Annotated in this window: 11 protein-coding genes; 6 read left to right on the top strand and 5 right to left on the bottom strand. The window is 36.0% G+C overall.

What is annotated here, in order from left to right; translation table 11 throughout:
- Positions 1-29 precede the first annotated feature (29 nt).
- From WFZ86_RS05480 to WFZ86_RS05470, 3 genes are all read right to left on the bottom strand, one after another.
- The gene (locus WFZ86_RS05480; RefSeq protein WP_342691001.1) at positions 30-653 is read right to left on the bottom strand and encodes a bifunctional nuclease family protein; all 624 of its coding nucleotides are present in this window, start codon (positions 651-653) and stop codon (positions 30-32) included.
- Positions 654-902: 249 nt separating this feature from the next.
- Complete coding sequence (locus WFZ86_RS05475) at positions 903-1,871, bottom strand: electron transfer flavoprotein subunit alpha/FixB family protein (RefSeq protein WP_342691000.1); 969 nt, start codon at positions 1,869-1,871, stop codon at positions 903-905.
- A 118-nt stretch (positions 1,872-1,989) separates the two neighbouring features.
- Positions 1,990-2,736 (bottom strand): electron transfer flavoprotein subunit beta/FixA family protein, encoded by a 747-nt coding sequence (locus WFZ86_RS05470; protein WP_342690999.1) that lies wholly within the window; start codon positions 2,734-2,736, stop codon positions 1,990-1,992.
- A gap of 658 nt (positions 2,737-3,394) precedes the next feature.
- Between WFZ86_RS05470 and WFZ86_RS05465 the strand changes: the two genes are divergently transcribed.
- The 6 genes from WFZ86_RS05465 to WFZ86_RS05440 all read left to right on the top strand — a co-directional run bounded on the left by WFZ86_RS05465 (position 3,395) and on the right by WFZ86_RS05440 (position 12,537).
- Positions 3,395-4,693, top strand: coding sequence for a YCF48-related protein (locus WFZ86_RS05465; protein ID WP_342690998.1), 1,299 nt, complete (start codon positions 3,395-3,397; stop codon positions 4,691-4,693).
- Positions 4,694-4,932: 239 nt separating this feature from the next.
- Positions 4,933-5,913 (top strand): pyruvate dehydrogenase complex E1 component subunit beta, encoded by a 981-nt coding sequence (locus tag WFZ86_RS05460; protein ID WP_342690997.1) that lies wholly within the window; start codon positions 4,933-4,935, stop codon positions 5,911-5,913.
- Between the two features lie 128 nt (positions 5,914-6,041).
- Entirely contained in the window at positions 6,042-8,543 is a 2,502-nt protein-coding gene (locus tag WFZ86_RS05455; RefSeq protein ID WP_342690996.1) for a DUF5686 and carboxypeptidase-like regulatory domain-containing protein, read from the top strand.
- A gap of 85 nt (positions 8,544-8,628) precedes the next feature.
- Positions 8,629-9,237 (top strand): DNA-3-methyladenine glycosylase family protein, encoded by a 609-nt coding sequence (locus tag WFZ86_RS05450; RefSeq protein ID WP_342690995.1) that lies wholly within the window; start codon positions 8,629-8,631, stop codon positions 9,235-9,237.
- A gap of 103 nt (positions 9,238-9,340) precedes the next feature.
- A complete protein-coding gene (locus WFZ86_RS05445; RefSeq protein ID WP_342690994.1) occupies positions 9,341-9,871 on the top strand; it encodes an inorganic diphosphatase in 531 nt (176 codons plus the stop codon).
- Positions 9,872-9,984: 113 nt separating this feature from the next.
- On the top strand, positions 9,985-12,537 hold the full coding sequence (locus tag WFZ86_RS05440; RefSeq protein ID WP_342690993.1) for a sodium-translocating pyrophosphatase: 2,553 nt from the start codon (positions 9,985-9,987) through the stop codon (positions 12,535-12,537).
- Between the two features lie 163 nt (positions 12,538-12,700).
- On the opposite strand, the gene WFZ86_RS05435 is transcribed toward WFZ86_RS05440, so the two are convergent.
- Both WFZ86_RS05435 and WFZ86_RS05430 read right to left on the bottom strand, forming a co-directional pair.
- Positions 12,701-13,315 carry a deoxynucleoside kinase gene (locus WFZ86_RS05435; protein ID WP_064715574.1) on the bottom strand — a complete coding sequence of 205 codons (615 nt, stop codon included), beginning with the start codon at positions 13,313-13,315 and terminating at the stop codon, positions 12,701-12,703.
- Positions 13,315-14,115 carry a hypothetical protein gene (locus WFZ86_RS05430; protein ID WP_342690992.1) on the bottom strand — a complete coding sequence of 267 codons (801 nt, stop codon included), beginning with the start codon at positions 14,113-14,115 and terminating at the stop codon, positions 13,315-13,317. The genes WFZ86_RS05435 and WFZ86_RS05430 overlap by 1 nt, the downstream gene beginning before the upstream one ends.
- Positions 14,116-14,172: the final 57 nt, after the last annotated feature.

Genomic DNA, 14,172 nt, shown 5'->3' with positions numbered 1-14,172 from the left:
CTATTCAATCGAAAAAAACAATACTAGAATTATCGTTTGGATATTTCGTCTCTTATTTTAGCAGCTTTCTCATAATCTTCATTGGCTACAGCTTGTTCTAAAAGCTCATTTAATTCCTGAAGACTATGATTTGCATAGGTAGGGCCTGATTGATTAGTTTCCTCACCGTGACCAAATGTTTGTGGATTCGATAGGATACTATCGATCTCTTCAGTATCAGGGTCGGTGGGATTTGGGTTGGATTTTAAGTAGATTCCTGCCTTATCCAAAATATTTTTATAAGTAAAAATTGGTGCATGAAATCGAAGTGCTAAAGCTATAGCGTCTGATGTTCTTGCATCGATAATTTCTTCAATTTTATCTCGTTCACAGATGATACTAGAATAAAATACGCCATCGACCAACTTGTGAATAATCACTTGCTTTACTACTATATCAAAGCGTTCTGCAAAATTTTTAAATAAATCATGTGTTAACGGACGTGGTGGTTTGATTTCTTTTTCTAATGCAATAGCAATAGACTGAGCTTCAAAAGCTCCAATAACAATTGGTAGTTTTCGCTCGCCATCCACTTCATTCAAAATTAAAGCATAAGCTCCGTTTTGTGTTTGACTGTATGAAATTCCTTTTATGGTTAATTTTACTAAGCTCATGGATTTTTTTATGGAAAAACAACTATTGATTTAGCTAGTTATTTGGTTTTTTAAAGGTGCAATTTTAATCAAAAAAAGGCATAAAAAAAAGAGCTACCTAAAGCAAAGATACAATTATCTTGTTTTTAGGTAGCCTTATTGTGATTTAAATTAGTACTTAGTTACGAGTCTTTAGTGATTAGTCCTTTTTGTAAGAGTTAACTAATAGCTAATTTATAAGCTTAAGTACTAAAAGCCGAGTACTAAGAACTATGAATGTTGTGCTTTGAAGGCTTTGAATTTTTCAATCAGTTGAGGCACAATTTCGAAAGCATCTCCAACAATTCCATAATCAGCCACTTTAAAGAAAGGTGCTTCTGGATCACTATTGATTACTACTTTTACTTTTGAAGAGTTAATACCCGCAATGTGTTGAATCGCTCCAGAAATACCTACGGCAATGTATAAATTAGTAGCAACTGGTTTTCCGGTTTGTCCTACGTGTTCTCCGTGAGGTCTCCATCCTAAATCAGATACTGGTTTTGAACAAGCCGTAGCAGCACCTAAAACACCTGCTAATTCTTCGATCATTCCCCAGTTTTCTGGGCCTTTCATTCCGCGTCCTGCAGACACCACAATATCAGCATCGGCAATAGAAATTTTTCCTGAACTTTTTTCAACTGAAGTCACTTTTACACCAAAATCGTTAGCATCGATTGTTGGATTAAAATCTTCTTCTGTTAACGAACTTGTATTTTCGAAAATACCGTAAGAATTTTTAGCAATTCCTAATACTTTTACTTCAGTATTAATTTCGGTAGTATTGAACGCTTTGTTCGAAAAAGCAGTTCTTTTTACTTGAAATGGCGTTGTACTTAATGGTAAACCTACAACATTTGAGGCAAAACCAGCTTCTAAGCCAACTGCTACCAAAGATGATAAATAGATGCTATCTGTTGTAGAAGATAGAACAACAACTTTTGTATTCTCTTTTTGAGCGGCTTGTTTGATTACATCGGCGTAAGCTTTTGCTGAAAAAGCCTCCAATTGACTATTGGTTACTTTTAAAACTTTGTCTACTCCATATTTTGATAGTTCCGAAACATCTCCCGCGTTTACAGTAACAGCCGTTACCGTTGTGCCTAAGCTTTCAGCTACTTTTTTCGCATAAGAAGCTAATTCTAATGCTACTTTTTTAAATTTTCCTTCTGCAGATTCTGCGTATATTAGTATTGACATGATTTTTTTGTTTAAAAGTTAAAAGTTTAATATTTAAAGTTTTACAACTGAAAACAGAAACTAAAAACTGAATTATTTTAGATTTTTAAACGGAACACTAAAAACTGATAACTGAATACTAAATTACTTTAGCTTCGTTATGTAATAAACTGATTAGTTCATCTAAATTATCCGCTGCTACTAATTTAACCGCAGATTTTGGAGCTGGTTTATCAAATTTTACTGCTTTAGTAGCTACATTAGCATCTACAGGCTCTAAAATAGTTAACGCTTTAGTTCTTGCAGTCATAATTCCTCTCATGTTTGGAATACGCAAATCTTTCTCCTCAACTAATCCTTTTTGACCTCCAATGATTAATGGTAAAGTTGTAGCTACAGTTTCTTTTCCACCATCGATTTCTCTTGATGCAGTAACTGTTGTTCCGTCAATAGTTAAGCTAACGCAAGAGTTCAGAAAATTGTACCCTAATATTCCAGCAATCATTCCAGGAACCATTCCGCCGTTGTAATCTAAAGATTCTTTTCCAGCGATTACTAAATCGTATCCGTCATTTTTAATTACTTCAGCCAATTGTTTGGCTACGAAGAAACCATCCGTTGGATTGGCATTTACACGAATTGCTTCGTTGGCTCCAATAGCTAATGCTTTTCTTAAAGTAGGTTCTGTGTCTGGTCCACCAACATTTACAACAGTTACCGTTGCGCCTTGTTGTTCTTGAAACCAGATGGCTCTAGTTAATCCAAATTCGTCATTTGGATTGATAACGTACTGAACGCCATTGGTGTCGAATTCTGAATCACCGTTAACGAAATTGATTTTTGAAGTAGTATCAGGAACGTGACTGATGCAAACTAATATTTTCATAAGACTTATTTTTTTTGATAAAGCTTGACAAATTTAAAATAATAATTGGAATATTTACTATGCGTGCATAATATTTTTTCAAAACTATTACGATTTCGTTTCTTTTTTTGATGTTCTACTTTTTTCTGACTGTATCAAAGGTCTTGTTTTTGTTTGTAAGCGGGCTTTTTGGCTTTATGTGATTAATAGTCAGTGGAGAAGAAAGATTTATGCTAAGTAGGTTAGGAGTGTAGTAATAGTTTTATTTAGGTTGGTTCCTGTTTGTTTACTTTTTTACTAAGGTTAAATAATACTCATATGCGCCATATACACGTCATATATACGTCATATATACGTCATATATACGCCATATATACGCTATATATACGTCATATAAGGGTTGTGTCTTTTAAGGGTTTAACGTTTGAAGTTTAGGAATTCTTCTAGGGTAGTGGATTTTTGGAATTTCATTAAGGATTTTATAATGTGGGTTTTTCCGACAGTGTTTTTTGGTGCTTCTGTAAGCTAAATGTCTATTTCATAAGTAATTGTGTTCTTCCTGAAATTGTATTAATTGAATTGATGTCTCGCTCTTTACTACAGGCTGATTAAATAAATTAAATTTTATGCGTTTTTTATTATAAAAAGAATTAGTTTAGCGATTCTTTGAGCTTAATTTATGAGAAAATTCTACTTTATTTTACTTTTTGTTGCTTTTTGTCTGGAAACGAATGCCCAATATACTTGGACTAGTATACCAAACATTCCCGGTTTAGATTATGATATTACTGATGTTGAAGTTATTGATGCAAACACTCTTTATGTTGCGAGTAGTTACTACCAAAGTTACCCTAGAGCCAGATTGCATTTTAGTAATGACGGAGGTCAAACATGGACAGAAAAATACAATACTTCTACAACATATCCCAATGGAGTTGGTGTGACTTTTAAAGTCAGTTTTATCAACCAAAATATTGGATTCTTCATCATGTCTAAAACTTCCTATAAAATCTTTGGAAAAACAACAGATGGTGGTGCAACTTGGACAACGAAAACTTTGAATTTTTGTGGTAGTTGCGGTGATAACATGTATGATTTGTTTTTTAAAGATGCTAATAATGGTGTTGTTATTACAAATGTCGGTATCATGTACACCAATAACGGAGGTGACTCTTGGAGTCTGAGTAATTCAAGTGATAAGCCAGTTAATATGAAAATTAATAGAGCGACAGGTTTAGGTTATGCTGTTAAAAGCGGATCTACTGTAAGTGCCGTTAGGACTAGCGATTATGGATTAACATGGGATACAGTTTTAACATTACCTGTAAATGGGTCGGTTAGCCGTTATTTTAATGATGCAGATTCTGGGGTTTTCGTTGGTATTTATGATTATGGTAATAGTGGATTTCCTAGTGGGACCGAAGGAGCGATATACAGAACGCCAATTGGTAGTGGTGTTTCTCAAAGGTTGTATCAAAATGTTTTGGAATATACAGCTGTAGGGGTATTGGATAATAGTACTATGTTTTTATATAATCGTCAGAACAACAAAGTGTATGATGTATATAATTACCGAAATGTTAATCCGGCGCCTACATTTGTGGAAAATTTTACCGCTCCAGAGGCAATAAATCAGTTTGTTATGAAAGACGGTTATGGCTATGCATATACCTTTAATAAATTAATATATAAGTTAAATAATGCCAATTTAGGTGTTGATGATAATGTGTTTTCTCCTGATGATTTAGTTGTTAGTTCTGATGAAAACGGCTTTACAGTTGGTATTAATAATGCCTACTTTGGTAAGGTTGAAACAACATTGTTTGATATAAATGGAAAATTGATTAAAAAAACAGAAGTAAATAAAAACGCAATGAATTTCTTCTATACTATTGAATGTGCTGAGGAGTCAAAAGGTGTGTACATATTAAAAACCACTATGGGCAACGAGGTGATTACCAAAAAAGGAGTGAAATAATTGTGGTGTTATGTTTTTTTTTTTTATTAATTATTCTTTGGATTTGGAAAGTGTTGAATGATGAGATATTCAAAAGGGAGTTCTATTTTTTAGTCTTGCTGAGCGGAGGCAAATGTCCAAAAAACTAACAGTCTAAGCGGTTTGATACTCTAACGTTCTAAAAATCTAATAATCTCACCTTCTAACTCATTTTAATTTTTTATTTTTGCGTTTTAATTTTACAGAGATACATATAATATATGAGAACTATACAGTTTAGAGAAGCGGTTTGCGAAGCGATGAGCGAAGAAATGCGTCGCGATGAGTCCATATACTTAATGGGTGAAGAAGTTGCTGAATACAATGGTGCCTACAAAGCATCGAAAGGAATGTTGGCCGAATTTGGTGAAAAACGTGTAATTGATACTCCTATTGCGGAGCTTGGTTTTACAGGTATTGCGGTAGGTTCAGCCATGAATGGATGTCGTCCGATTGTAGAATACATGACCTTCAACTTTTGTATGGTTGGTATTGATCAAATTATTAATAATGCTGCCAAGATGCGTCAAATGTCTGGTGGACAATTCAATATTCCAATTGTATTTAGAGGACCAACAGCTTCTGCTGGACAATTAGGAGCGACTCACTCTCAAGCTATCGAGAATTGGTTTGCTAATACTCCAGGTCTAAAAGTTGTAGTACCTTCGAATGTATATGATGCCAAAGGATTGTTGAAATCTGCCATTCGTGATAATGATCCTGTAATTTTTATGGAATCAGAGCAAATGTATGGCGACAAGGGCGAAGTGCCTGATGGTGAGTACACTATTCCGTTGGGAGTAGCTGATGTGGTGAGAGAAGGAACTGATGTAACAATTGTTTCTTTTGGAAAAATTATCAAAGAAGCTTTTAAAGCAGCAGATGATTTAGCGAAAGAAGGAATCTCTTGTGAAGTAATCGATTTGAGAACGGTACGTCCTATGGATACAGAAGCGATTTTGAAATCGGTTAAGAAAACCAATCGTTTGGTAATTTTAGAAGAAGCTTGGCCTTTTGCTAGTGTATCTTCAGAGATTACATATTTGGTTCAAGAACAAGCTTTTGATTTCTTGGATGCGCCAATTCAAAGAATCACAACAGCTGATACACCAGCACCTTATTCTCCTGTTCTCTTAAAAGAATGGTTGCCAAACTCTGATGACGTTGTAAAAGCAGTCAAAAAAGTATTGTACAAAAAATAAGCAAAGTTAAAAATCATAAAATAGGTTTTTTTTAACATTCCTAGTGGCGGTTTAAGACTACTACTTGTCATCTAATTATTATATTTGGGGCTTCATCGATACGCATTCGATGAGGCCCTTTTTTACTTATGAAAAAATCAATTTTATATTTCTTTATACTCGTAATTGCATTAGTCACCGTTGCAAAAGCACAAACGAAGGTTAGCGGTATTGTGGTCGATAAATCCAATCAACCTATTCCTTATGCTAATGTTGTTTTTAAAAACTCAAATGTAGGAATTGTAACCAATGAAGATGGTCGATTTTACATTGAGTCTCCACAAAATTATACTGTTTTGGTAATTACTTCGGCTGGCTTTTCTGACAAGGAAGTGACCTTAGAAAAAGCAGTGAATTACAATTTCAAAATTGTATTGAAGGAGATGCAAGAATTGAATGAAGTGGTCGTTTTTACGGGAAAAACGTCAAAGAAAAACAATCCTGCTCTAGATATTTTGCGCAAAATTTGGGAACGCAAACGCAAAAATGGTTTGTATCAATTCAATCAATACCAAATGGAGAAGTATGAGAAGATTGAATTTGATATGAATACTATTGACAGTGCTTTTATGAAAAATAAAATTTTCAAAGGGATGGAATTCATCTTCAAGCAAGTCGATACCTCTAAAGTTACTGGTAAAACCTATTTGCCTATTTTTATCAACGAAGCTTTGTATGATGTGTATGGGGACAATACTATCAAGAAAGTTAAAGAAATCAATAAAGCCAATAAAACCTCTGGATTTAATGGAAATCAACAAATTTTAGCTTTTGTTAAAGATTTGTATTCTGATTATAATATATATGATAATCACTTGACTTTTTTTGACAAAAGTTTTACCAGTCCACTTTCTAAAACAGGGATTGATGTCTATAATTATGTGTTGCGTGATAGCGCATTAATCGACAACAAATGGTGTTTTAATATCGTTTTCTATCCAAGACGTAAAAACGAATTGACCTTCAAAGGAGATTTTTGGGTAAACGATACCACTTTTGCCATTAAGAAAATTAATATGGCGGTAACCAAGAGCGCCAATATTAACTGGGTAAAAGACATTTATATCGAGCAAGAATTTGAGGTAATGAACGATTCTGTTTTTCTCTTGACTCGAGATTATTTGATGTCGGATTTTGCTTTAAACAAAAAAGAAAAATCAAAAGGTGTTTATGGCAAAAGAACTTCTTTTTATCGCAATCACGAGTTCAACAAACCTAAACCTACTACTTTTTACAAAGACGAAGTCAATTTTATAGACAACGAGGTCTACAATAAATCCGAGGAGTATTGGGAAGAGAACCGCTTTGAAAAGCTCTCCAAAGATGAAAAAGGAATTTATAAAATGCTCGATACGTTGCAAACCGTCAAAAAATTCAAGCAATTGTACAGCTTGGTTTCTATCTTAGGAAGTGGTTATGTAGAATTCAAAAATTTTGATTTCGGAAGCGTTTTTTCCACCTTTGGCTACAACGAAGTAGAGGGTGTACGTCTTCGTCTAGGCGGAAGGACTTATTTTGGACCTAATGACCCTTGGCGTGTTCAGGCTTTTACGGCTTATGGTTTTGAAGATCAAAAAATCAAATATGGTGTTTCGGGAAAATGGATGGTCGATAAGAAAAATCGAATCATCATTTCGGGAGGAAATCGACGTGACATTGAGCAAATTGGCGCCAGTTTGACCACAACGAATGATGTGTTGGGTCGCAGTTTTGCGTCTTCGGCTTTGTTTACGACGGGAAGTAATGGTAAATTAACCAATATCAATCTGACCAATGTTTCGTTTGAAATAGAGCCTATTAAGAATTGGACGTTTCAAGCCGGAATTTCACATCGCACCTTAGTTTCTGCATCACCGACCTTTAGTTTGGACTACTATACCACGTTGCCGTCGGCAGCCAATCCTGCGGGAGTGGTTAAAAGTGATGTAAGGCAATCTGAAGCTAATCTTCAAATTGAGTACACTCCCAACCGTAAAACGATTGGTTTTGGTGTAGAACGTGATATTGTTGACAGTCCGTACAGTCGTGTTTTTATCAATTACAGTCACGGATTCGAGGGTATTCTGAACAGCGATATTCGATACGACAAGATTCAGTTGTATTACAAACAGCCGTTCATTATCGGACCACTGGGAAGAACCAACCTAATTTTAGAGGCTGGGAAAACATTTGGCACCATTCCTTTAGGTTTGATGAGCGTTATTCCTGGAAATCAAACGTATTTCAGTATCGAGAATACCTTCAATAATCTGAATTTCTACGAATTTATAAGCGATCAATACGTAACCTTACAATGGAATCACAATTTCCAAGGGCGTTTGTTTGCTCGAATTCCATTTATGCGAAAACTCAATTGGCGAGAGGTAGTGGGGGTAAAAGGCGTTTACGGAACGATCTCAGATGCCAACCGAGCCATCAATGCCTCTGGATTACCTTATGTGGCGCCTGAGAACATCTATTGGGAATACAGTGCCGGAATTGGGAATATTTTCAAAGTATTTAGAATAGATTTTGCTTGGCGTGGCAGTTATCTCAATACACCCGATGCACAAAATTTCACGGTCAAAGGAACCTTTGGGTTTAATTTTTAGGAGCTCATCCAGCTGTACGCTATATCTCTAGTGGCGAACCCCGCCACTAGAGGATGCCGCTTCCATCTGGGCTAAACAATCGATTATGCAAGAACCTTTTTCGTTATTAATTGCCCAAGAACCCGTTTTCAAAACTATAGTGGAAAAATACGGTTTGCCCACTATTCCAGAACGTCCCGAAGGTTTCGAGACACTCGTGCTCTTAATTCTAGAACAGCAAGTTTCTATTGATTCTGCCAAAGCGACTTATTTGCGAGTAAAAGAAGCGGCAAAACCTTTTCTTCCTGAAACGGTTGTGCAGCTAAGTGATGAGCAATTGAAGACTGTGGGTGTTAGTCGTCAAAAAATAACCTATATCAAAGCTTTGGCTACTGCACTCCTTTCAAAAGAATTGGTTTTAGAAGAATTGTCTTCACTTTCTGCCGAAGTGGTTCGCGAAAAATTAATCAAAATAAAAGGAATCGGTCATTGGACTATTGATATTTATTTGATGTTTTCCTTACAAGCACCAGATTTGTTACCTCTTGGTGATATTGCCGTGGTAAATACCTTCAAAGAATTATTTGATATACACGACAAAGACATGATGGAGCAGCGTGCTCAACATTGGCAACCTTATCGTTCTTTTGCTACGTATTTATTATGGCATCATTATTTGTGTAAACGCAACCGAAAAGTAGTTTACAATCCTTAATTGGCGAAAACGATATAGTTACATATCCTTATTTTTTTCTTGTAAAAACGTTCGGTTTGTATACTTTTGCAAAAAAATTATAAAAAGCTAAGACTTAATAAAAATGACTGCAGACAAATTAAAAACTTTCGATGTATTGATCGAAATACCAAGAGGAAGTAGAAACAAATACGAGTACGATTTTGCCATCAAAAGAATGCGTTTCGATAGAATGTTATTCTCTTCTATGATGTATCCAGCAGACTACGGATTTATTCCTGAAACATTAGCCTTAGATGGCGATCCATTGGATGTATTGGTATTGGTAAACGAGCCAACTTTTCCTGGATGTGTGATGGAAGTAAAACCAATTGGAGTTTTTCATATGGCAGACGATAAAGGACCAGACGAAAAAGTGATCTGTGTACCCGTTTCTGATCCAATTTGGAATTCATTAGAAGATCTCTCAGATGTAAATCCACACTTATTAAAAGAGATTGAACATTTCTTTCAAGTTTACAAAGATTTAGAGCACAAGAAAGTAGATGTAGAAGGTTGGGGTGATGTGAATGAAGCCTATGCTATCATCAAAGAATGTACACAGCGTTTTGATGAAATCGAAAATAAACCAGAAGGATTATTTAGTATTAAATAAAATTACCCTTCATTTTTTATAAAAAAAGCAATACTCAGCAATGAGTGTTGCTTTTTTTTGCTTAAATTCGTTACCAACAAGATTTTATGATTAATTAAAAATAATATTTCTCTATGAATACATTTATGATTTTTGTGCCAATTGTTATGGCGCTTATTGGACTTCTGTTCATGTTCGCAAAACGAGCTTGGGTGCTCAAACAAGATGCTGGTGACGGCAAAATGAAAGAAATATCAGATTACATTTATGAAGGGGCTTTGGCCTTTTTAAAAGCAGAATATAGATTATTAGCTGTATTTGTCTTTTTAGCAAGTGCAGTATTGGCAGGGATAACTTTCTTACCTGGCGTAAAAACCCATCTTTTAATAGTTATCGCTTTTATCTTTGGTGCTTTTTTCTCCGCTTTGGCTGGAAATATGGGAATGAAAATCGCCACCAAAACCAACGTCAGAACAACACAAGCAGCACGTACTAGTTTACCTCAAGCTTTAAAAGTGTCTTTTGGTGGAGGAACCGTAATGGGATTAGGTGTAGCCGGTTTAGCTGTTTTAGGGTTGACCGGTTTTTTTATTGTCTTTTTCAGAATCTTTATGAACGGAGAATGGACTTCTACTGAAGATATGACGATTGTTCTGGAAACCTTAGCTGGTTTTTCTTTAGGAGCTGAATCTATTGCGTTGTTTGCTCGTGTAGGTGGTGGAATTTACACCAAAGCGGCCGATGTTGGTGCCGATTTAGTTGGTAAAGTAGAAGCTGGAATCCCTGAAGACGATCCAAGAAACCCTGCTACAATCGCTGATAACGTTGGGGATAATGTTGGAGACGTTGCCGGTATGGGTGCCGATTTATTTGGTTCGTATGTTGCGACTGTATTGGCTGCAATGGTTCTTGGAAACTACGTGATTAAAGATATGGGTGGTAAAATTGATGATGCCTTTGGAGGAATTGGTCCAATTTTATTGCCGATGGCGATTGCTGGTTTTGGAATTTTGTTTTCTATTATCGGAACGATGTTGGTGAAAATTAGTAGTGATGATGCCAAAGAAGCTCAAGTACAAAAAGCCTTAAACATCGGAAACTGGGTGTCTATTGTTTTAACCTTGGTTTCTTGTTACTTTTTAGTACAATATATGTTGCCTACGACTATGAAAATGGAGTTTTATGGCGAAGGTATTAAGGATATCGATTCTATGCGTGTTTTCTATGCTACGATTGTTGGTTTGGTTGTAGGTGGAACCATTTCTTCCGTAACGGAATATTACACTGGTTTGGGTACAAAACCGGTAATGGCGATTGTTCAAAAATCAAGTACAGGTGCAGGAACTAACGTTATTGCTGGTTTAGCAACAGGAATGATTTCAACTTTCCCAACGGTTTTATTATTTGCAGCTGCTATTTGGGCTTCTTATGCTTTAGCTGGATTTTATGGTGTGGCTTTAGCCGCTTCAGCGATGATGGCGACTACCGCTATGCAATTAGCAATCGATGCGTTTGGACCTATTTCAGACAACGCAGGAGGAATTGCTGAAATGAGTGAATTACCAAAAGAAGTTCGTACCAGAACCGATATTTTGGATTCTGTTGGAAACACGACAGCTGCTACAGGAAAAGGTTTTGCGATTGCTTCTGCAGCACTAACTTCATTGGCTTTGTTTGCAGCTTATGTAACTTTTACAGGAATTGATGGAATCAATATTTTTAAAGCTCCTGTTTTAGCAATGTTATTTGTGGGTGGCATGATTCCAGTGGTTTTCTCTGCTTTAGCAATGAATTCTGTTGGAAAAGCTGCAATGGATATGGTTTACGAAGTACGTCGTCAGTTCAAAGAAATTCCAGGAATTATGGAAGGAACAGGAAGACCAGAATACGGTAAATGTGTGGAGATTTCAACCAAAGCTGCTTTACGCGAAATGATGTTGCCTGGTATATTGACCATTGGTTTTCCTATCGCTATTGTGTTACTAGGAAAATTAGTTTACGGTGATAACAACCAATTGATTGCTGAAATGTTAGGAGGCTATATGGCTGGAGTAACTGTATCTGGAGTATTATGGGCAGTTTTCCAAAATAACGCTGGAGGTGCTTGGGACAATGCTAAGAAATCTTTCGAAGCTGGGGTTATGATTAATGGAGTAATGACGTACAAAGGTTCTGATGCACACAAAGCGGCGGTAACTGGAGATACCGTTGGAGACCCTTTCAAAGATACCTCTGGGCCATCTATGAATATTTTAATCAAATTGACTTGTTTGATTGGATTGGTTATTGCTCCGATTTTAGGAAGTGGGCATACTGATACCGCTGCAACGGCGTCTTGTTGCGCAGGTGGAGCTACCACAGAAATGATGTGCGAAGCCAAAAAATGCGACCCTGCAAAAATGGCTACTATGACCAAAGACGAGTGCGCAGCGATGTGCAAAGAAAATGGTTGTTCAGAAGAATGTACTGCTAAATGTTTGTCAATGTACGATGCCAATGGAAAATTTGTGGGTGAAAAAACACAAACCATTAAATTGACTACGATGAAAGATGTTCATGTGGAAATGACCAGTGATAAAGGTAAAACTAAAGCTACAGTAACTACTACGGCTAACGGAACGACTACCACTCAAACTTTCGAAGGAACTGAGGAAGAAGTGAAAGCGAAAATCAAAGCTTTGAAATAATAGTATCGATGTGTCAAAGTAATTGCTTTGGCATAAGCGCAAACTAAAAACACCTCACAACATTATTTTGTTGTGAGGTGTTTTTTTTAGAGTAATACAAACAAAAAAGCCTTGCATCTGCAAAACTTTTTTGTTTTTTATAAATCTTAGGTAATCTGTGTTTCTAAAACAATCCGTTCAATTCTGCATCAATTCTGTTGATGATGTTTCCTAAGTCTTCTGGGTTATCCACAAAATTGATATTATCCACATCAATCACCAAAAGTTTCCCTTTGGTATAACTTTGAATCCACGCTTCGTATCGTTCGTTCAAACGGCTCAAATAGTCAATAGAAATGGAGTTTTCGTATTCACGCCCGCGTTTGTGAATTTGTCCTACCAAATTAGGAATGGAGCTTCTTAAGTAAATCAACAAATCTGGTGGTTGCACCATCGTTTCCATCAATTCAAATAAGGAAGTATAATTCTGAAAATCTCGATTGGTCATCAATCCCATCGCGTGTAAGTTGGGAGCAAAAATATGCGCGTCTTCATAAATTGTACGGTCTTGAATGATTTTTTTACCACTTTGGCGAATTTGCATTACTTGACGAAAACGGCTGTTCAAGAAATAAATTTGCAGGTTAAAAGACCAGCGTTCCATTTGGTGGTAAAAATCGTCCAAATAAGGGTTGTCAACTACGTCCTCGTAATGTGGTTCCCATTTAAAATGTTTCGACAATAATTGTGTTAAGGTAGTTTTTCCTGAACCTATGTTTCCTGCTACTGCTATGTGCATTACGGTAGTATGATTTTAAAATTATAAATTCCTTCGGTTGTAAAAATAGCTAAAATTTGGGCTTGGTAATAGAATTTTTCAAACCTTTTTTCAGGAAGTTGAAGGGTAGTGCTTGCCCAAGATTTATCTTTTTGTCGAGTCAATAGTGTTATTTTTTGGTCTATACTGTAAAGCATCTGATTGGAGCTGATGATTTGGAGTTGGTCAGCAGCTGGAAATTTTCCTAAATTCTCGATGGCGCCAAATAACGAACAAGAATAGCCTTCTCCATTGTCAGCCATCCATATAAATGAATTGAAGTCTGTGGTGTAGTTTTTGATTTTTCCCGACAGAGGAGTACTAATGGTTTTGTACTCGTTTTTGAGATAGTCATACAATCCAATTTGTTGATTGAGGTTGTTGTAGATCCACAATTGATTTTGAGAAGCAATACCCACTGCCGTAGCATTGATTGGCGTAGGGTGCTCAGAAAAATTAATTTTTTGACTTTCGTTGAGTTGGTTGTCTAATAGGATTACCGTATTGAAATCCTCATAAAACAATACTATCTTGAGTGGATTTTGAAGGTCGACTTTGGTGATTTTTCCTAAGGTCACGTTTTTGTATTCCCAGTTTTCGGAGTCTTTGCTTTTCTTGAAAACGTTATTTTCTATTGTATAGGCATAATCAAAAGCGTCGTGAGCCAAAAACGTGACTGTTTTGGGAGCGACCTCCATTGCTTGCATAGGAATCCCTTTGATTTGGGAGTGGCATTGGGTTAAAAACGAAAATGCTACCAAAAACATCAAATACTTCTTCATTTCGCTAATTTACAATTAAACCTTTTCGTTTTTCTTATGTCTATAGTTATTTATGAA

The sequence above is a fragment of the Flavobacterium polysaccharolyticum genome, assembly GCF_038739875.1.
Classification (GTDB): domain Bacteria; phylum Bacteroidota; class Bacteroidia; order Flavobacteriales; family Flavobacteriaceae; genus Flavobacterium; species Flavobacterium polysaccharolyticum.
The sequence above is the reverse complement of the archived record's forward strand: the minus strand, read 5'-3'. Positions and strand labels throughout refer to the sequence as shown.